Genomic DNA, 18,378 nt, shown 5'->3' on the forward strand with positions numbered 1-18,378 from the left:
GTTTTGCTGTCTTGAATTGCCATTGTGAGGGATAAAGGCGGGCGAACGGAGGGGGCTTTAGCCGCCGTAGTGCAGCCTGCCCGACAAGCGCAGCGCGTCAGTAGTAAGTGGCTCAAGATGCTCAAGGTGAGCAAGGCGCTCAAGATACTCAACTTTGAACAAGGGCCCTACCGGCTGAGACTACACCTCAGCGCGGCAATTGCATGCCTGCCAGAATTCGTTCCAGCCGATCTAGATGCTCTCGGGCTCGGCAGATTTCTTCTGCCAGGTAGCGAACGCTGGGATTCATCGCAGGATCGATTTCATACAAGTGAGGAACGGACTCCTCTGGAATCTGCTCTAGGGTGATCATCGACCGAGATTTTTCTACGACGTACCAAAACGAGCTCGTTTTTACGAGCGTCCCATCGGGTTCTAAGAACTTACCACCGAAGCCCAGGTAAACGCCTTTAGGTACGTAACTGACCTCGAACCACTCGCGAGCCACTTTGTCCTTGAGGAGAAGCGCGCCATCTGCGGGCACAACCTTGTCGAATTTGCGGACAACATAGGCCCCCCAGTATTGCTTGCCTTCGCGCTGGGTTTCGATGAACTCTAGATGCGGGCTTCTTATTGAGCCGCCTGCGTCAATTTCTACTACATGCATCGGACTTCTCCGCGACAATGCTCGCTCGAGCACTAAATTAAGGTCATCGCTAATTTAACGCCTGTATACCTCCGTGATTTCTGGCCTGAAATGCCCCAGTAACTGCGAGGTTATTAGTTTTGCGCGCTCGGTGTCTCCCGTATGGAGCAATGCTCGGTAATCACTCTGCTGGGCATAGTCATGACGAACTCCATGGAGCCCAGTCGAGTACGCTAGTTGCAACGTGCTAGCCCTACTGAATGCCTGGCTTAAGGCCTGGCCGCCGCCTATGTCGTATTTCTGACGGTAGAGCGTTCCGCGGTCTCTTCTAGTACGAGGTGTGTCTAGGCGGGTTGTCTCCAGCCGTTCTGCCAAGTGCTGAGGAATGGCGATCTCGCGTTTGAGGCCGCCTTTCCCGGTGGTCACGTAGATCACATGGTCTTCCAGTCCGGCAAATTTCTCTGGATCTGCAGGTCGAGGATCCGGAGCCGTCTCATCGCGCCGTTCTAGTGTTATCAACTCATGTGCTCGCAGGCCAGCAGCGTGGGCTATCTCCACAGCTAAAGCATTCTGCGGCGTCATCCTCTGGATAATCAAACTGACCTGGTCTGCCGCATAGGCGCGGGGTACCAGCGTCTGCGCTTTATCAGCCTGAATGACCTTGATCCGCGTCTTCTCATCCAGCTTACCTTGCCAGCGCAGCAATGCCTGCACCGCCTGGCGATCGCGATCTAGTGTCTTTTGGCCAACTAAGCCGGCGCGTTCAGCCAGAAATCGCTCGGCTCGCGCTAATGAGGCTGATTGCTCAAGAGGGCCACAGCGATTCTTTTCTAGCCACTCGGCAAACCTGGTTAGGCCGTCCTGGTAAGTATTGGATGTGCCAATCGAGGAAATATTCTTTGCCTTGAACATAGCGATGCAGGCGCGTTTCGCCTGCGTAGACGGTTTGGCGAAAACTCGGTTTTTTCCCTTGCTGCCTTTTCTACTCATAGCGTTGCTAGCTCCCTGCGGATTGAGCGAATTGAACTTCTAACTCCTTGGGCTTCGAGGGCAATCAGAATCCCCTGTAGGGAGTGTCCATGCTGTCGGAGGTGCTGAATGAAGCCCCTCCAGCGGTACAGGCTGCGTCTATAGCGACGTGGCGGATGGCTCATCCTGGAAAGGGACTGGTAGTGAATGTACTCCCTGTCTTGGGGCAGAGGCGTAAATGCTCGTGCACTGCTGGATCTGAGCCAGCGAGATAGCGTGGGCTGGCTGACGGAGACGCCGGTTTCATGCAGTAGGTAGAGTTGCAGCATGCGTTGCGTGTAGCCCTGGCGGGCGCGCAATAGCAGAGCCTCAGCGTGTGGGCTCAGGAGGTAAGTCGCCATGTTGGGATCTGTAAGATGAAACATGGCCATCTAGTTATATCCGCTGGAAACGAGCTGCAACTCAAAAGCTGCGCATCAATTTCCATGGCGAATTCCTAAGGCCAGTCGATCTCGTGACTACGAGACCTTGCCCCTTCTCAGCAGGGACTTTCTGCCAGTGGCAGCGTGCTAGGCACCTTTTGCTGTTTGCTCGAGAGCGTAAGTACCGCAGAGGTCAGGAGTCCGGGGACTCCAGCATCGCTTAGCGATGGACACCCTGAGGTGTTTAGCTCGGTGTAACTCCAATGCTGCTGAGCAAGCACCATTAGACCGGGCATTGACGATAGCCACAGCGTCGGGCGGTATTGCCGCGTGCCAGATAGCCATATCTGGAGCGTTCGCCGACAACCCCCTGCAGAGACAAGGGATAGCGGGCAGAGGTGTAAGTGCGAGAGCGCACCTTACACCTCCCCGCCGATGCATCGCCGCGAGAGCGCGGGGAGTGCATCGGGTGAGTACTCCTGTTGGGGAATGTACTCGATGGGTAAGTCTATCCTAGCGATATGCGCACGATGGTCAACGTGGCGCATTGAATATTCACGGACTGTCTAGACGGCGCGCTATGTAAGGGGCCGAGCGTAGCGAAGGACCCTGACATAGCGCGCCGTCCCGGCGCGTGTGCCTTTGGCACAGCGGCGCTAAAGCGCCGCCAGCCGAGCTTCGCTCGGCTGTTCGCTAGGAGGGAAATGCGGCCCTGAAAACCGAGTTTTTGCCGATGTATCGGAGGGGGTATTTGGCGAGGGTATTTTGGGTGGCGGGTGCCTTATTCACGGCTGATGATGCTTTGTATCAGGTGAGAGTGAGGACTCCTCGATGCATCGTATTGGCAGGGTGGCAGGTTGGTTTGCGTTAGTCATATTTGTCGTGGTTTTGCTGGCAGCTGGTGTCGCAGGGAGCTGGTATTCCAACCCAATTTTTCGGTTGGGATGGTTCGCCTTTTTCTGCGCAGGGTGTCTGGCTTTCGTAACCTGGGCTGTTTGTCTGATTGGCGGCGTTGGGCAACGCAGCATCGCCTGGTGGCGGGCTAGGGGCTTCCAATGAGCCCTGAGGATCTCCAGGGCTTCGACTGGATGATCAATGGATTTGATCAGCTCGTTGCGGATTTGATGATCTTGACCGCTCCGATGTTCGAGTCCATAGCCAACTCTGTGCGTCCGATGGTTCCCGGGATCAGTTATGCCATGTTGGCCCTTGCTGTGCTGAACGTGGCGCGGGCTGGAATTTTCCGCACGCTCGGTTTTTGTGCCGTCACTTGGTTCGTCCTCGGTTGGGGACTCGGTCCGGCGAGCATTCAGATTTCCGAGAGTGCGAGGGTTCCGGCTCCGAAGATCGTTTGGGCCGGCCACCAGTTGGCTATCGGCACCAGACAGCTGCTGGGCTTGGGTGTGAGCGGGCTCGCTGAGCGGATGGGGGCCAACGGGGCGATTATGCCCAGTGCAGCGATTAAACAAGCTGCGGCTGATCGTGCGGCGGCGGTTTTCCAGGGAACAGACCTTGCGCGCCTTGTTCGCGACTACAACGCGCAATGCACACCAGACGGAGCTGTCGTGCAGGATGGCAGCATCAGTCTGGAGGCCCTGCATGCGATTGGTCTCGCTGGCGGATCTGGACTAGGCATTCCTGATGAGGAGGTTGGTTTTCTCGCGCAGGCGACCGCAACCTATAGCGGTGCGCTCAGCGCGATTAAAGTGGCCAGCGGCAACCTGCTCAGCATGGATGGCGTATGGGATGGAGTTAATAAGGGCCTCGATGTATCTGCTATCCGTAGCCGGCGTGCCGAAGGACGTGAATTCCTAGAGGAGCAGGGGCGCGGTTTTGAACCGTCGGATAGCCGCCCATACCTGCTGCCCTCGCAGGAGCACTGGGTCGGGATATATGAGAAGAGAGCTACTGCAGAATCTAAAAACTCGTATTTGTCCCTGGCAGATGCGCCATTCGAGCTGGAACCTGTTGCCTGGCCTGCTGGCGGCGCGCAAGGCGCGTCACAGGGTTTTTACCCAGGATCCTGCGTAGAGGCATACAAGGCTGCCCAGTTTGCGGCTGAGCAGTCATACAAGGCCCTTCTGGCGACTGGAGGTAAGCCTTCCTCGGGTCAGCGTGCTGACACCGAGGGTGGGCGTGTCGCTGCGGCACTGGCATGGCAGCGAACGCTTAACCGCTCGATGACAGGGAGTGCAGAAGGAAAAGGGGCGTGGTCGGCGGTGACCGGTGGTATTGCAGTCGTTCAGGGCGTCAAAAACGAGAAGGCTTGGCTGGAAATGTATGCGTACCTGCCGGCATACGTTACTGGCTTAGCGGTTCTGCTGTGGCTGCTTTTGCTGATTGCACCGATTTTCATGCTCAGTACCGCCGTGCTGGGTTTCAGAGGCTTTCAGACCTGGCTGGGTGGAATCTTCTTTACAGCGCTCGCAATCGTTTTCACTCAGTTCCTGGTTATCGGAACCTCGTTCGCTATGTCGGGAGCTGCGGTTTACCAGTCTGCTCTTGCTAGCGGGTGGTCAGGAAACGGAACCGACATAGATTCGATTATGGGCGTACTGCAATGGGCGGGGATGTTCATCATCTGTGCGTCCTTTGTAGCCGCTGGCTGGGTGACAGGCTTTTCGATCGGGCCATTGGCAGCAGCTGCTACGGGAGCGGTGGCCACTGTCTCCACGCTGGCTAGCGGAATAGCAAGCGTGGCTGGCGGTTTGGGAGGGGCGGGCAAGATGGTGAAGCGTGCTGGATCAGGCAGAGCGCCTAAGGAACGTCCAGGTGGAGGAGATGGCGGTGGGAATCCTGGTTCTGGCGGTGGAGCTGGGGCAGCTGCTGCTAGTCGAACAGTTCGCGCCTTGCATCAGCGCACGGTCATGACGTCCCACCACACCTCTCACCCTCGAACTGGTGGCGATGCAAGCACAGGCAGGCAGAACTGGGAGCAGAGGAAGAGGCGTCTGCGAGAGAAGATTTCGCTTAACCCACCGAAGGATCCTGAATGATGAACCTGGTACAGATTGATGATCCGCTGGTAGATGGTGTGATGCTGACTCTCAATGCTGAGGCCGACGCAAAAGGGCCTCAGCCGAGCTCGGCCTATGTGCTTCGGGCGCTCGCCTTTGCCGTTGATCACGATGCATTCTCCATGGAGGTTCTTGCCGTGCTCGGTGAGTCCCGTGAGCAGGCACTGGCAAGTCTGAGTGCGAGCTGCTGGGAGGAGGATCTGCGCGACGACGAATCTCTGCAGCGCAGTGCACTGAGGGAATCGCTGGCAGCTTTGGTGCCTGAGCATCTACGGCCAGCGGGTTGGCCTGGTGGCACGCAATAAACGGGTGAAGATAGGGTCTCCAACCTTTCGGAGGCCTTATGACACTCGTCCCGCCACACGTTCCTGGTGAATGGATCACTGAGCTCGATGCGCAACTGTCGTCGTTAGGTTGTAGAGCTATCCATGTATTGCCTGGGCCGCGTCTAGCTGCCATTTCCTGGGCATCGGTTTCGATCATTTCCCTCGAGCATCAGCCACTCGATTCCTACCTGCAGGCCGAGCAGATCGCTACGAGGGTCAATCGTTTAAGAGGTGTCTGCGATGCAGAGCGCTCCGCCATCATGGAATATCTCAAATGAGGTTGGCGACCTTCATCTTGTCCAGGGCGGCGATACGCCTCGATGCTTCGAAATCTGTTTTGCATGCCAGTCCTCCCTCGGTTGTGCAGATGCATCTAGATCTGAGCAATTGGTTTCAGACGCTGGGCCGGCCTGTGCCGATGCGCGTAGCGGTGAGGATCTGGTGGTGGGCGTTCTGCGTGGAGCGGAGTGCGTACCACTTTGCCAAAGCAGAGGACTGCCGGCGATGAGAGATCCCGACCTGGTCGATTTGAGGTATCTGCAGGATCCAGGATTCAAGCCCGGGGCACCTTCTTCTTGGAGCTGGCCGGTGAATGTTTTTGAGGCGCGCATGGGGGCTAACGCGCACGCTGGCCAGGTGCTGGAGTTGGAGCTCGAGGTCGCAGTCCGAGTTCTTGGCGCGGCAGCGCTTGTCGCTCCAGGAAGAAGGGTCGTTTTTGTGGATCTGCAACTATGCAGGGGGCGAGTCAGGCTGTGTGTGATCCCCTGCAGCTGTGCAATGCCGCCGATTAATGCCGATGAGGCCGGTAATCTCCTGCCTGTGCTGCAGTGGTATCAGCGGCAGGGAGTGGAGCTACTGCGAGTGGCACTCATGAAACCGAGTTTTTTCTGGCTGCCGCTGATGGAAGGTGGCGAATGATCCCTCTCTTTCTGTCCCTTTCTGTCGCTTTCCGTGGGCTTCCGTCATTTTCCGTGTGTGTGGGGCCTACGAGTACGTGGATGGGGCTGTGGGGTGGTCGAAAGGCTCTAAATTCAGAGGTTTTTTCCCGTTATTACCCGTCGATTTCTGCCGCTCTCCGTGGGTATCCGTTGCTTTCTGTGGCCTTCCGTGGCCTTCCGTGGAAATCCGCCATTATCCGCGAGCGGCGTAAATTTCTTCTCTGGGTCTACTGGCACGCACGAGATCGAGCGAGGGTGATGCCTCATTCAACGTGGAGGTTTTCACCATGACCCATGCTGCTGACGCTCGGCCTGTTGTTCTCGGTTTTGCTGCCTATCTTTGCGCCCATATGGCGTTGTTCTCGTTGGTAGGCCTGCTAGGTCTACCCATGCCGGCACTGTGGTGGTCGACGGCTGCGCTGATTCCCAGCTGGGGGTTGATGCATTGGCTCGAACGGCGAGGCCGTAACCACTTAGCCATGCTCGTAGGCATTCATGCGTGCGCCCTTGCTGGCGGGGTGCTCGGGGTGCATGGGCGCGAACTTTTCTGTGTTGCCCGAGCGCTGGTAGCGCCGGGCGTATTTGTCCTGGGAGGGGCTGTATGAGAAGAGGATTATCGGTGCTGGCTGCGAGTGCTGCTTTGGCGGGGTGCGGCGATAGCTACGATGGAGTTTACGCTGGAGGAACCGGCTTCATGATGGTGGCGGTAATGGAGCTCAAGGGCGACACTGCCAGCATCGAGACGGTGAACACAGCGCTTCGCCGAGTGGTGGCTGCTCGTGAGTTGGAGGCCGAGATTAAGTCGGGGAAGCTCCACCTCATCCGACAGGACGGCCTGCGTTTCGTATATGGGCTGGCGGACGATCAGGCGTCGCTGGAGTGCCTTTCCGATTCCTGTCAGGGGTTCGCTGGGCTGGGTAGAAACGATATGCCTAGAGCATGGAGCCCTCACCGAGGAGGATGATTGCGAAGGCTATTGCGAAAGCAAAATTGCTAGGTAAGATGAGTCACCCGGTATATGCGGTGAATCATTGAGGTAGCTTCGGCTTAGAGGTGATTCGCTACCGGCACTGAGGGGCGGTACGGTCTACGGGCATGGTTCCGTAGGGGGACTGCCCCCTTTCATTTCTGTGTTCAGAAACTTGTACTCAAATACGCTTTGAGCTTTGCAGCGCAGCGGACAGGAGAGTCAGCAATTTCTGTACCCGCCAATCTAAAAGAGCGAACTCCTATCGCTTCCAATTTTTTATCAATTGCGAGATCTTTTGCCAAAGCCTCGGCTGACGTGTGATGGGCTTTGGAGTCGCAGAATACAGCGACCTTTTCCTTTTCAAAGAAAAAGTCAGCCTCTGTAATGATTTTCGAAAGCTTACGGGTGCGAATGCCATCTTCCCACATCGACTGTAATGACGGGAATATTGACCCGTCAGGGTAAATAAGCATCTGGATTTTAGGATGTAATCCAATTTGGCTCATGGCCTGCAGAAGGAAAAGCTCAATGGGTGAATCGCATCCCCAGATTTTTATAGGGCTCGTTTCTGTGAATTTCTTAAAGTATTTCTTGAACCTGAATTTTCGATAATCTCCAAGAATACCCTGTGTCTCGCCAAGTAGTGCCGTGCATAAGCCAGGATCTATGACATCCTTAGGCACATATTCGGAGGCGATGACGTAGATGTTGTAAACAAATCCGATCACATCTGAGCATACGTTTTTGCTGATGGGAACAGGGCCCACCGCGTACAGCCCAAAGGCGGTGTCAAAAGGGTTATATCCTATGTAATGTGGGCGTCCGTCTAGAACCCTTTCTAAATCATATCTGGCGATCCAGTCGACACCTACCTTCTGTGGCAAGCCATTTTTTTGAGCAGGGCGCAGAGAGACATGGTAAGGCAATGCGTAAAGCTTCCCTTCGCGCCTTTCAAAAGAATGGCAGCAAACAACCACATTGACCATTTGGAAAGTGTCGCCACGCCTTCTGTAAAATTCAATGGCCTCTTCCGAAGGATTAACACCAATAACTGGCAATCCTTCGAATGTTTCATTTGATAGGTTTAAAATAGTCGATTCAAGAGGCTGCACTCCATCTAAATCGAAGATTTCGTTAGCGAGAAATTCCCCGGCAGCGCCGGCGAGATCTATCTGGAATGGCTCGTCAGGCAAATTACTATAATTAGGGAATGCATATAGCTCTTTGGGGCGATTTTGAATATCACCTTCTATATTTGGCACGTTTTCTCCGAATCGGATCCAAATTTTTATTTTATGGTCTAGCCCTGAAAAGGGCATAGTGATCTTCAAAATTATGTCTGGTCAGACTGCTGGAGCACGGTGTGGCACTGTCGGTTTCCTCTGGCTTTACGGGGCGTGCCTTGCAAGTCAGGGTGATGATGCATGCCGGTAAGATTCGATGTAAAGGCCAGTCAAGTCGAGTGCAACCAGGTGGGTAAGTCTGTGCAATTACCCACCAATGGTCGTGCTAACTTGGGCCGTGAGCAGTTTGAGCAGTTTGATCACCTTCGTTACGTAGTGCCCAAACCCACGACCCGCCGGCTCCATTTTTCCGTGCCACCGCAATTTTGCGTTGTGCGCGACGCACTGTGGCCCATGCAAGCCCGGCTGTCTCTGCAGCCTGTTCCAGCTCTGTCGTCGGTATAGGACCATCGGCCAATGCTTCACGTAGAAACTCGGTAGCGAGTTGAAGCTGGCTCCTTGGGCCATCATCTTGAATCTCATAGTCGGCCAATAGTTCGCGTGCGGAACCGCTAACGGTCTCCCCCCAGGCGACGCGTGTCGATGTGAGGCCTGCAGGTAGGTCTGTCTCCTCCACCTCGTACCTAAGGCCTCCATGATCGGGCCCAATGTTCGATTTGGCGCGTACGAGAATGCGAGAGGTACTGCACTCTTGCTGGGTGGCGATCAGCACCGTCCTGGCCAAAGCGGAGAATGCCTGACTCCCGATGATGCGGTCCGCAGGAGAGCTCAGTTGCGCCCCCTTCGCGAGGTGTGTGATGCCCAAAACTGAACAGTTCCATCTGGCTGCAAAATCGACCAGTTGCTGGAGTGCGTTACGAACGTCGTTTGCCCTATGCATGTCGCCAGACACGAGTGAGACGATCGGATCAATCAACAGTAGAGAGACGCCGCCAATTTGCTCTGCTCGCTCATGGAGCAGCGAGAAATCCCGGGCTGGGTTGAATGGCTGGAGTTCGCCATGCTCGTTCTGGCGTCCGCTGACGAAAAAAACCGAGTTTAGATCCGCTCCTGCTGCGATTAGGCGGGGGGTGAGAGTGTCTTCAATATCATCCTCAGCGGACCATATAAACGTCTTGCCGGGGCCACGGCTTGGGGCTCCATCTGGCCAGGCCGCTCCAATAGAGTTAATCGCTGCTAGGGATAGTGCCAGAGTCGTTTTTCCGCATCCGCCTGCGCCGGCGAGGATGCTGATTTTTCCGCGAGCTATCCATTTGTCCCAGAGCCATGAGATGGGCTGTGGTACTACGTTGGCGGCAGGGGTCAGAACTGCTTGATACCTGCTGCTCATTCGGATGCCTCTTCGCCGGCAATGATCCCAGCCACCTCTACGGTGACGAAGTAGATGCGTCTCCCGATCTTTTTGCGTGCCTTGCGCATAGCCACTGCCGAGGGTTCAGGACTTTTGTTGAGCCACTGCCTGAATGGCTCGGTCGGCCTGTGTAACGCAGCAGCGAGCATTTCCGCTGTCATCATCGCGCCGTATCGCGCTTGAAGGGTGTCGTTGAGGGTCTGTACCTGCGGGGTCATAGCGGTGCTCCGTTGTGTTAATACCCCTAATAGCTGGTGGCTAGTGAACAAAAACGGGTAAAAACCGGTAAGCACCCGAAAAAATATGTAGCCACCTCATTTCGCGCGGGGCCTCGAGAGCCTGCGCATCTTGAGCGCCTTGCACATCTTGAGCACCTTGAGCGTCTTGCCGCTGGCGAGCTGAGCTTTTTTGCGACAAAAAAAGGGGGCCGTAGCCCCCTGTGATGTTCATTCTTTCAGCGTTTGATTCGATCAAGTATGTCGACCAACGTTTCTCCGCGTAGGTGTGTGTATCGCTTCAGCATTTGCATGGATCTGTGCCCGCTGATCGCTGCTGTCTGCTGATCCGTGACCCCTGCAGAAATCAGTCGGCTGATGGCTTCGTGCCTGAGGTCGTGAAATCGAAAGTCAGACATACCGATGCGTGTTTTTATGTCTCGCCAAGGCTTGTTGAAAATGTAGGGGCGACGGACATCATCCCGGCCGGGCTCTCCGAAGAAAACGAGATTGGTGTCCTTGGGGCGGGGGAAGGCCAAGGCAAGTCGCATGACTTCCGTTGCGCGCTTGCTCAGGGGGACGAGCCTTACATCCCCATTTTTGGTGTCTGGCAGCATGATGACGCGCCTCTGCAGGTCTACTTGCTCCACAGTGATGCCTGATGCCTCTCCCAGGCGCATAGCGCTTTCCAGGGCCAGCTCTACGATCCACCCTAGAAAAGGGTTTGGATAGGCTCTAACTGCTTCCAGTAGCCTGTCCTCTTCATCTGCCTGCAGTCGACGGTTTCGCCCTCTGCCAGGGCTGGGTTTGCGCACGCCAGTGATTGGGTTATGAGTCAGGCCGATGTGCCACTCCTGAATTGCTGTCGTGAACAGGTGGCTTAGCAGTGCAAGCTCGTGACGTACGGTGCTGGCGCTGACCTTGCGTTTAGGCGTGGCGGGGTTGTTCGATTTGACCTGAGTGTTTTCATTGAGCCGCTTGTCGCGGTAACCGGCGATCACGTTTGGGGTTAGTGCGGCCAGGGAGTAAGAGCCGAGGATCCGAATTAGAGGCTTCGATTTCGTTTTCTCAGACTTTTGCGTGGACTCGCTCTTGGTGGTGGATACCTCAGCTAGGTAGCGCTCCATCGCCATACGCAAGGTGGTCTTTTCCGAGGCTACGCGATGGATATAGACGCGACGGCTCATCTCGTCTTCCACTCCCCTGGCCCAGTTTTCTGCATCCCTCTTCAGTCGGAAGGTTTTGCTGACTGTGGGGTAGCCTTTGCGGCGAATGACGGCTTTGTGCCTCGTGCCCCTTTTGCCGGTAATTTCATCGAACGTTGCCATTCTTTCATCCCTCGATCTGGTGGGAGCGGCCAGGCATCGCTATGGAGACATCTGGCTGCATCGAAGGGAATAACTGAAAGTTGGTGAACAATTCCTGTGGACGATGCTGGCGGAAAAGTGCGCCATCGAGCATCAGGTGTGCAGGGGGAATAACAACGCTATACGAGCTGAGCGTGTGAGCTTCGATTAGAGCTGAGGGGATATGCTTGGGGAGTGTTTTCATCGTTGCTCCAGAGTACTGAGCATCGGCGATGTACCGAAACTGTACCTCTGGAGCAAGGAACTGAACCTAGCGTTGCGCTAAGCCCTTGAAATTCTTGGTGCCCAGGGACGGAATCGAACCGCCGACACGGGGATTTTCAATCCCCTGCTCTACCGACTGAGCTACCTGGGCAACGGGGCGCATTAAACGGATTTCGCGGGGCAGTGTCAAGCGCCTTCCTGAAAAAAATTCCAGTACATACGGGCGCTTACGTCCGTCGGCTCATTCGCTGGGGGGAACGTAACCGTCTGCCTGGGCGTATTCCTCGCCGGAGAGGAACTTGTCCATCTCGGCCTGGAGGAATTTGCGATCCTCGGCATTCATCATGTTCAGCCGACGCTCATTGATCAGCATGGTCTGGTGCGCTTGCCACTCGTCCCAGGCCTGCCTGGAGACGTTGTTGAAGATGTCCTCGCCCTTGGCGCCCGGATACGGTGGGCGGTCGAGGCCTGGCAGGTCTTTATGGTGCTTGCGGCAGTGGACGGTGCGGCTCATGGGGTTTCTCCAGCATTCAGAACATCCGCGGCTCGCTTGAGGAGCTTCTTCACCGGAGCGGCAAGGCCCAGGCGCGGCGGGGTGGCGAGGTTATACCAGAGCCAGTCGCCCTCGGCCACGGCGCCAGCCTGCTCGTCCACGTGCACCAGCCAGGGTTCGATGGCCAGTTGGAAGTGGCTGAAGGTGTGGGTCAGGCCGTCCAGTTCGCGGCGTTCGTTCAGGTGCAGGCCGTGCTGGCTGGCCAGGTCATCCAGGCCGTCGAGGTCGTCCAGTTCCGGCAGGCTCCACAGGCCGCCCCAGAGGCCGGTCGAAGGCCGGCGATAGAGGAGGATGGCGCCTTCGTCGTTGGCCAGGATCGGCATCAGCGTGCGTTTCTGCGGCAGCTCCTTGCGTGGCTTGGGCACCGGATAACGGATCTCCAGGCCGAGCATGTGCGCTTCGCAACCGGTATGCAGCGGGCAGATCAGGCAACTCGGCTTGCTGCGCGTACAGAGGGTGGCGCCGAGGTCCATCATCGCCTGGGTGTAGTGATTGACCCGTTCGTGGGGCAGGAAGCGCTCGGCCACGGTCCAGAGCTGGCGTGCCACCTTGGGTTCGCCCGGATAGCCCTCCTGGGCCACGTAGCGCGCCAGCACGCGCTTGACGTTGCCGTCGAGGATCGGCGCGCGCAGGCCCATGCTCAGGCTGGCGATGGCGCCGGCGGTGGAGCGGCCGATGCCGGGCAGCTCGGCGAGCTTTTCCACGTCACGGGGGAATTCGCCGGCGTGATCGCGCATGACGATCTGCGCGGTCTTCTGCAGGTTGCGCGCGCGGGTGTAGTAGCCCAGGCCGGTCCACAGGTGCAGGACTTCGTCCTCCGCCGCATTGGCCAGGGCGGCGACGGTCGGCAGGGCATGCATGAATCGGTCGAAATAACCCAGGACGGTGCTGACCTGGGTCTGTTGCAGCATGATTTCCGAGACCCATACCCGGTAGGGCGTGATGTCTTGTTGCCAGGGCAGGTCCTTGCGCCCGTGATGGTCGTACCAATCCAGCACGGCGCTGGAGAACTGCTGGGGATTCATCGTTTGAACAGGCCCTTGAGTGCGTCTTTCAGCTCGGGACTGACCTTGTCGCCGAGCTTTTCTTCGATCTTCTGGTTGAGTTTGTCGCCGGCCAGTTTGGCGGCGACCTTGCCCATGCCGTCCTTGTCCAGGCGGCAGGCCTTGGCGCCCAGCTCCAGCGGGCCACGGCAGTGGATCGGCCATTCGACGCCGATGTAGCGTTCGTTGACCTGGCAGGCCGGGTCGGGCATTTCGCGCTTGTCGCCTTCGATGACGATGCCCAGGCGGTAGTCCAGGCCCAGCACGCGCAGGTCGATGTCGCCGTTGCCATTGACGTTCAGGCCGGGGATGCGCGCCTTGAGGTCCGGGTTGCTGGCCACGCCGTTGCGGAAGGTCAGGTTGCCATCCAGCTCCTCGAAGGCGGTGTCCTTGCTGCGCGTTTCGCTGCCCAGGGACTTGCGGTTGAGCAGGGCGATACCCTGGCACAGTTGCTGTTCCAGGTTGGCATCGACCAGCACGCCCTTGCCCAGGTTGAAGCTGGCGCTGCCGTTGAGGCCGTCGATCCAGGCTTTCTGGCTGGTACCCTGGGTCTGGAGGTCGGCGTTCAGGTCGAGCAGGCCGCGAACCGGGGCTTTCTCTCCCTGGCTTTCGATGAGTTTTTCCACCGGTACGTGGCTGATGCGTTTCTTCGCGCTCAGCAGCGGGATGTCGGGGCGGGCATCGATGCGTGCGGTGGCGTCGAAGTTGCCACTGAACAGGTCGCCATGCAGCTCGCCGAGGTCGAGCACGCCGTCCTTGGCCGTGGCCTTGAGGCTGGCGCCCTGGATCGGCAGCTTGGTGATGGTCAGCGTGCCGAGGCTCAGGTTGGCATCGACGTCGAGCTTGCGCAGTTGCTCGACCGGCAGGATGGCTTCACTGCTCCAGGCCTGTTCGGTGGGGGCGTTGGGCAGCGGCGTGGTGCCGCCGGCGCTGGCGGCGACGGTGTCGTTGACCTGCGCCTTGCGCGCCGCACCGCTGTCTTTCCTTGGTGGCAGGTAGCGGTCCAGGTCGAGCGTGTCGCCCTTGAGCTGCAGGCTCAGCGAGCGCTTGGCGAAGTCGTTGACCGCGATGGCGCCGGTGAAGGCGCTGTCGTCGAGCTTGAGGTTCAGTTCATCGAGCTTGAGGCTGGTCGGCGAGGCCGCCAGGCGGGTCGACAGTTCGACCTGCTTCAGCGTGTTGCCATCGGCCATCGCAGGCAGTTCGATGCCCAGCTCGCCAAGGAACTGGCGCAGGTCGAAACTGGCGATGGCCAGGCCGCCTTGCAGTTGCGGGGTCTTGTCGAGGTCGCGCAGTTTCAGTTCGCCGATTGCGCGCATCTGGTTGGCATTGAGCTTCAGGCTGTTCCACTCGGCGATCTGCGCGGCCTGGTCGAGCAGCAGCTCGCCCTGGGTGGAGAACACCAGGGTCTTGCCTTGCAAGGGTTCGCCCGAAGCCTCGCCGGAGAGCTTGAAATCTTCCAGTTGGTAGCGTTTCAGGGCGCGGTCGAAGCGCAGCTTGGTCTGCAGTTCGGTCTTGGCCCGTACGACCGGCTGGTTGGTGCCGAAGAAGGCGCTGAGCTTGACCGGGATGCTGCTGCTCTCGCGGATCGCCCCGGTGCTCAGGTCGATGCCTTCGGCGGTGAATTGGCGGCCGCTCTGCGCATCGCTGTAGTCGATGCGCGAGTTGCTGATGTTCAGGCTGTCGATATCCAGTTTCAACGGGCGATCGCTCGGCGAACTGGCCGGCGCGGCCTCGGCTTGCGCTGGCACGCCCTGCTCGGTGGGCGGTTGCGGATCGTTGCTGGCCTGGGCCGGCTTGCCTATGCCTTCCCAGTTGCCGCGGCCCTGGGCATCGCGCTGTAGGTTCAGGTTGACGCCATCGATGCGGATGTCGCTCATCTGCACTTCCTTGCGCAGCAGCGGCAGCACGCGCACGGAAAGGCCCAGCAGGCGCACGTCGGCGAAGGGCTTGTCGGGCGTGTCGGCGCTGGCCAGGGTGGCGTCGGTCAGTTCCAGGCCGAGCCAGGGGAACAGGCTCCAGCCGATGTCGCCCTTCAGATCGAGTTCCAGGTTGGCCTTATCGTGGGCCAACTGGCGGATCTCGTCCTTGTAGTCGTTGGGGTCGAACAGGTGAGTCAGGGCGAAGCCGAGAGCGACGACGATCAGCAACAGTCCGAGGAATAACAGGCCCAGGATTTTGCCGATGGATTTCATGGACGGATCCTTGTGTGCGATGGGTTCTGGATAGTGGGGGCCGAGTATAGCGCCAGGTCGGCGCCACGCGCTGGCATGCTCGGCATGGATGGCTCGGCGTTGGATGGCGAACCCGGCGAGCGGTTCCCGGGGCGCCGCCGATCAGGTCGTGATGGACTCGTCCAGCCTGCGCAGTACCGGTCGCCACGACCGCAGACCATGCGGATGGACACACCGGCTTTCTTTGGCGGCTGACGAGGGCTGCATCGTTCCGGTTTGCTCGTGAAAACTAGACATATCCAGCATAAAGAGTCGTTGAAATTGTCCGTTTGGTCAGATTTGTGCGCCATGTATCGGTAAAAGGCGACGATTGATGGCAATCTGATGGTCTTGTTCAAATATCGCTTCGTTATATTCATATATGCGATCGAACCAAAGAGAAGGTCATGGGTCTCTGCTGGTTCTACGCCTTGGCTGCATTTACATGAAACCCGATACAGAGCGCCGTATCGCCTCCCTAGGGCTTAACGAGCACGAGCAGGGGCTGCTGGTTCAGCAACTGAAAATGTTGCGTGGCCGTACCCAGAGTCTGTGGTCCTATGCAGGCGAGTCCGCCAACGCGGACTTGACCATCACGCTATCGCGCAGTGGTTCGCCCAGTGCCAGTGCCCGTCTCAAGCCCCTACCGGATTTACCGCCATTACGGCTGGAGTGGCCGCTGCGCCTGTTTGGCTTGATCAGCCTGCTCGAAGAGTGCGAAACCCGCCTGGCCAACCGGCCGGCCTCGAGTCCCGGAACCGTGTCGCAAGCGTCGTTGGCGGCGCGCCTTGGCGCGCTGGAGGCACCTGCAGTGCTGGTCCATGACGGTCTATTCATTCATATCGATCCCGAGCAGGATCTGTTGCGCAGCAACCTGGGCGATGCGCAGCGCCTGTTTGCGGGGCTGGCCGGCATGCCTGTCGACATCGAGTTGCGCTCTGCCGACGGTATTCGCGAGTTGCCTCACACGTTTGGCTTAAAGGCCCTGGTGTGGGCGTTGGCGTTGCGCGAGGAAGCCGGTGCGAGCCGTGATTGGGCGCACCCGGGCGCAACCTATCGTATCGGCGCCTGGCCGCTGTTCGGCGAATGGCAGACCACCCCGGCGATGATGCGCCTGTCGGCCTTGTATGCCAGGCAGTTCGCCAGCCTGGCCCAGGGGGCGGCCTTTGCGTCGACGTCACTGGTCGAGGTCGCCAGCTTCCTGCATGCCTGTGAGTGTTGCCGGCTTGGGTTAGACTCCCGCTTCAGCACTTCCAAGGTAGCGGCTAGCGTCCGCCCCGATGAGCAACCCCAAGGCTTGCTGCAGCGCCTGCGCAAGCGCCTGGGGCTCGGTTTCAAGAGAACCTGAGCGTATGAAGATACTTTTCATCGGTCCGATGGGGGCCGGCAAGACCACGGCGATCAGTGCGGTCAGCGATATACCGCCGATCACCACCGAGGCCGAGAACAATGATCTCGAGTCGCACGCCAAGGCAACGACCACTGTCGCCATGGACTTCGGCGAAATCCATCTGGACAACGGCGAGACTGTCGCGCTTTACGGCATTCCCGGCCAGGAACGCTTTTCCTTCATGTGGCCGGTTCTGGCCGAGGGGGCGATGGGCGCTATCCTGCTGCTCGACGATGGTGCCACTGGCGCGCGCGAGCAACTTGTGACGTACCTCGACGCTTTTCCCGAGCTAGTCGGGCGCGGTGCCCTGGTCATTGGCGTAGGCCACGTACGCCAGGGACATGGTCAGGTTCTTGCTGCCTATCAGGATGTCCTGCGTCAGCGCGGCCTTGCGTTGCCGTTGTTCACCACCGATGTCCGCGAGCGGCACAACGTGCTGCTGCTGATCGAAACCCTGATTGCCAACGCCGAGGTCAATCAATTGCTGGATGGAACCGCGCCATGAGCACTCCGACCTCGCCGTTGCGCAGCATCTGCCTGCAGCATCTGGATGGCCTCAAGCATACCTTCGGCGAGCTGCTGCGCATGGCCGTGGTGTCGTCGACCGATGGTTTTCCCATCGCCATGCTCGATATCGAGGCTTCGGCCGGGCGCAAGGCGACCGCGATGGCCGCGGCGCTGGACGGTCTGTGCAAGACCATCGTCAAGGAGTTCGCCCTCGGTGCGCTCGAAGGCACGGTGCTTGAATGCGAGCAAGGCCTGGTGCTCTGTCGCCAGGTACGAGGGCCCAATCGCAATCTCGTCCTGCTGCTGGTTTTGGGCGAGGGCGCCAGCTACGGACATGCTTTATGGGCGGTGAAAAACGCCGTCCAGGAAATCGGTGCCTCCCTGCAGGACCTGCTCGACACGAATACTTCCCCCAACACGACCATCAAGGATTAACCAAGTGACCACTATCACTGAAAAACTCAATCAACTTCTCGAACTCGACGGCGCGCTGGCGGCGGCCGTTGTCGACTACTCCAGCGGCATGCTGCTGGGTTCGGTTGGCCAGGGTATCGACCTGGAGCTGGCGGCGGCCGGCAACACCGAGGTCGTTCGCGCCAAGCTCAAGACCATGAAGATGCTGGGCATCAACGATAACATCGAAGACATGCTCATCACCCTGGGTACCCAATATCACCTGCTCCGCCCGCTGACCAAGACCCAGGAACTGTTCGCCTACTACGTGCTGGACCGCTCCAAGGCCAACCTGGCCCTGGCCCGTCGCAAACTGCAGGCTGTCGAAGAGCAGATCGCGCTCTGATAAGCCGCTCGTGCCGCTGGCCGTGCTTCGGTCCAGCGGCAAGTTGGGGTTTTCCGCACGACGTGACATCCCGCTTCCAGGTAAAGATCGGTACGGGGCCCGATTGGCGCAATAGCTGTGGAAAGTGGTTTAAAGCCTGTATCTCCCTATGGATTGATACTGTCTATCACTTGATAGATCGCGTCTTTATCAGCGCAGATAATGACAAAACCCCTGCAAAATTAATAA

17 protein-coding genes and 1 tRNA gene are annotated in these 18,378 nt (G+C 58.2%); 7 read left to right on the top strand and 11 right to left on the bottom strand.

The features are described from left to right. Positions 1-187: 187 nt before the first annotated feature. Together ACSZPK_RS04190 and ACSZPK_RS04195 are read right to left on the bottom strand one after the other, a co-directional pair. Entirely contained in the window at positions 188-646 is a 459-nt protein-coding gene (locus tag ACSZPK_RS04190; protein WP_437880118.1) for a hypothetical protein, read from the bottom strand. Between the two features lie 54 nt (positions 647-700). Further along, complete coding sequence (locus ACSZPK_RS04195) at positions 701-1,615, bottom strand: site-specific integrase (protein WP_437880119.1); 915 nt, start codon at positions 1,613-1,615, stop codon at positions 701-703. Positions 1,616-3,071: 1,456 nt separating this feature from the next. Here ACSZPK_RS04195 and ACSZPK_RS04200 point away from each other — a divergent pair. The 3 genes from ACSZPK_RS04200 to ACSZPK_RS04210 all read left to right on the top strand — a co-directional run bounded on the left by ACSZPK_RS04200 (position 3,072) and on the right by ACSZPK_RS04210 (position 6,277). Further along, a complete protein-coding gene (locus tag ACSZPK_RS04200) occupies positions 3,072-5,012 on the top strand; it encodes a hypothetical protein (RefSeq protein WP_437880120.1) in 1,941 nt (646 codons plus the stop codon). Further along, entirely contained in the window at positions 5,009-5,338 is a 330-nt protein-coding gene (locus ACSZPK_RS04205) for a hypothetical protein (RefSeq protein WP_437880121.1), read from the top strand. The genes ACSZPK_RS04200 and ACSZPK_RS04205 overlap by 4 nt, the downstream gene beginning before the upstream one ends. A 525-nt stretch (positions 5,339-5,863) precedes the next feature. Next, complete coding sequence (locus tag ACSZPK_RS04210; RefSeq protein WP_437880122.1) at positions 5,864-6,277, top strand: hypothetical protein; 414 nt, start codon at positions 5,864-5,866, stop codon at positions 6,275-6,277. Positions 6,278-7,431: 1,154 nt separating this feature from the next. On the opposite strand, the gene ACSZPK_RS04215 is transcribed toward ACSZPK_RS04210, so the two are convergent. The 9 genes from ACSZPK_RS04215 to ACSZPK_RS04255 all read right to left on the bottom strand — a co-directional run bounded on the left by ACSZPK_RS04215 (position 7,432) and on the right by ACSZPK_RS04255 (position 15,436). Then, entirely contained in the window at positions 7,432-8,529 is a 1,098-nt protein-coding gene (locus ACSZPK_RS04215; RefSeq protein WP_437880123.1) for a hypothetical protein, read from the bottom strand. 247 nt (positions 8,530-8,776) lie between these two features. Beyond that, positions 8,777-9,841 carry an AAA family ATPase gene (locus ACSZPK_RS04220; protein ID WP_437880124.1) on the bottom strand — a complete coding sequence of 355 codons (1,065 nt, stop codon included), beginning with the start codon at positions 9,839-9,841 and terminating at the stop codon, positions 8,777-8,779. Continuing rightward, a complete protein-coding gene (locus ACSZPK_RS04225) occupies positions 9,838-10,080 on the bottom strand; it encodes a hypothetical protein (RefSeq protein WP_437880125.1) in 243 nt (80 codons plus the stop codon). Before ACSZPK_RS04225 ends, ACSZPK_RS04220 begins: the two co-directional genes overlap by 4 nt. 236 nt (positions 10,081-10,316) lie before the next feature. Continuing rightward, positions 10,317-11,405, bottom strand: a complete 1,089-nt coding sequence (locus ACSZPK_RS04230; RefSeq protein WP_437880126.1) for a tyrosine-type recombinase/integrase — start codon at positions 11,403-11,405, stop codon at positions 10,317-10,319. Between the two features lie 4 nt (positions 11,406-11,409). Continuing rightward, complete coding sequence (locus tag ACSZPK_RS04235; RefSeq protein WP_437880127.1) at positions 11,410-11,628, bottom strand: hypothetical protein; 219 nt, start codon at positions 11,626-11,628, stop codon at positions 11,410-11,412. 95 nt (positions 11,629-11,723) lie between these two features. Beyond that, positions 11,724-11,799: transfer RNA gene (locus ACSZPK_RS04240), tRNA-Phe, on the bottom strand. A gap of 90 nt (positions 11,800-11,889) precedes the next feature. After that, entirely contained in the window at positions 11,890-12,162 is a 273-nt protein-coding gene (locus tag ACSZPK_RS04245) for an oxidative damage protection protein (protein WP_437880128.1), read from the bottom strand. After that, the gene (mutY, locus tag ACSZPK_RS04250; protein ID WP_437880129.1) at positions 12,159-13,226 is read right to left on the bottom strand and encodes an A/G-specific adenine glycosylase; all 1,068 of its coding nucleotides are present in this window, start codon (positions 13,224-13,226) and stop codon (positions 12,159-12,161) included. The genes ACSZPK_RS04245 and mutY overlap by 4 nt, the downstream gene beginning before the upstream one ends. Further along, positions 13,223-15,436: an AsmA family protein gene (locus ACSZPK_RS04255; protein ID WP_437880130.1), complete on the bottom strand. Its 2,214-nt coding sequence runs from the start codon at positions 15,434-15,436 to the stop codon at positions 13,223-13,225. The genes mutY and ACSZPK_RS04255 overlap by 4 nt, the downstream gene beginning before the upstream one ends. Positions 15,437-15,899: 463 nt before the next feature. Between ACSZPK_RS04255 and ACSZPK_RS04260 the strand changes: the two genes are divergently transcribed. From ACSZPK_RS04260 to ACSZPK_RS04275, 4 genes are read left to right on the top strand one after another with little or no spacing between them, the layout of a single operon-like run. After that, positions 15,900-16,802 carry a hypothetical protein gene (locus ACSZPK_RS04260; RefSeq protein WP_437880131.1) on the top strand — a complete coding sequence of 301 codons (903 nt, stop codon included), beginning with the start codon at positions 15,900-15,902 and terminating at the stop codon, positions 16,800-16,802. 4 nt (positions 16,803-16,806) lie between these two features. Beyond that, positions 16,807-17,349, top strand: a complete 543-nt coding sequence (locus ACSZPK_RS04265; protein ID WP_437880132.1) for a GTP-binding protein — start codon at positions 16,807-16,809, stop codon at positions 17,347-17,349. Next, complete coding sequence (locus ACSZPK_RS04270) at positions 17,346-17,786, top strand: roadblock/LC7 domain-containing protein (RefSeq protein WP_437880133.1); 441 nt, start codon at positions 17,346-17,348, stop codon at positions 17,784-17,786. Before ACSZPK_RS04265 ends, ACSZPK_RS04270 begins: the two co-directional genes overlap by 4 nt. Positions 17,787-17,790: 4 nt before the next feature. Next, positions 17,791-18,150, top strand: coding sequence for a hypothetical protein (locus ACSZPK_RS04275; RefSeq protein WP_437880134.1), 360 nt, complete (start codon positions 17,791-17,793; stop codon positions 18,148-18,150). Positions 18,151-18,378 lie beyond the last annotated feature (228 nt).

Origin of the sequence: Pseudomonas sp. LRF_L74, from assembly GCF_965644255.1 — a bacterium.
In the GTDB taxonomy this organism is placed as follows: Bacteria; Pseudomonadota; Gammaproteobacteria; order Pseudomonadales; family Pseudomonadaceae; genus Aquipseudomonas.

Coding starts and splice junctions, on each gene's coding strand:
- ACSZPK_RS04190 (WP_437880118.1), bottom strand. CDS start 646: ATGCATGTAGTAGAAATTGACGCAGGCGGCTCAATAAGAAGCCCGCAT.
- ACSZPK_RS04195 (WP_437880119.1), bottom strand. CDS start 1,615: ATGAGTAGAAAAGGCAGCAAGGGAAAAAACCGAGTTTTCGCCAAACCG.
- ACSZPK_RS04200 (WP_437880120.1), top strand. CDS start 3,072: ATGAGCCCTGAGGATCTCCAGGGCTTCGACTGGATGATCAATGGATTT.
- ACSZPK_RS04205 (WP_437880121.1), top strand. CDS start 5,009: ATGATGAACCTGGTACAGATTGATGATCCGCTGGTAGATGGTGTGATG.
- ACSZPK_RS04210 (WP_437880122.1), top strand. CDS start 5,864: ATGAGAGATCCCGACCTGGTCGATTTGAGGTATCTGCAGGATCCAGGA.
- ACSZPK_RS04220 (WP_437880124.1), bottom strand. CDS start 9,841: ATGAGCAGCAGGTATCAAGCAGTTCTGACCCCTGCCGCCAACGTAGTA.
- ACSZPK_RS04225 (WP_437880125.1), bottom strand. CDS start 10,080: ATGACCCCGCAGGTACAGACCCTCAACGACACCCTTCAAGCGCGATAC.
- ACSZPK_RS04230 (WP_437880126.1), bottom strand. CDS start 11,405: ATGGCAACGTTCGATGAAATTACCGGCAAAAGGGGCACGAGGCACAAA.
- ACSZPK_RS04235 (WP_437880127.1), bottom strand. CDS start 11,628: ATGAAAACACTCCCCAAGCATATCCCCTCAGCTCTAATCGAAGCTCAC.
- ACSZPK_RS04245 (WP_437880128.1), bottom strand. CDS start 12,162: ATGAGCCGCACCGTCCACTGCCGCAAGCACCATAAAGACCTGCCAGGC.
- mutY (WP_437880129.1), bottom strand. CDS start 13,226: ATGAATCCCCAGCAGTTCTCCAGCGCCGTGCTGGATTGGTACGACCAT.
- ACSZPK_RS04255 (WP_437880130.1), bottom strand. CDS start 15,436: ATGAAATCCATCGGCAAAATCCTGGGCCTGTTATTCCTCGGACTGTTG.
- ACSZPK_RS04260 (WP_437880131.1), top strand. CDS start 15,900: ATGAAACCCGATACAGAGCGCCGTATCGCCTCCCTAGGGCTTAACGAG.
- ACSZPK_RS04265 (WP_437880132.1), top strand. CDS start 16,807: ATGAAGATACTTTTCATCGGTCCGATGGGGGCCGGCAAGACCACGGCG.
- ACSZPK_RS04270 (WP_437880133.1), top strand. CDS start 17,346: ATGAGCACTCCGACCTCGCCGTTGCGCAGCATCTGCCTGCAGCATCTG.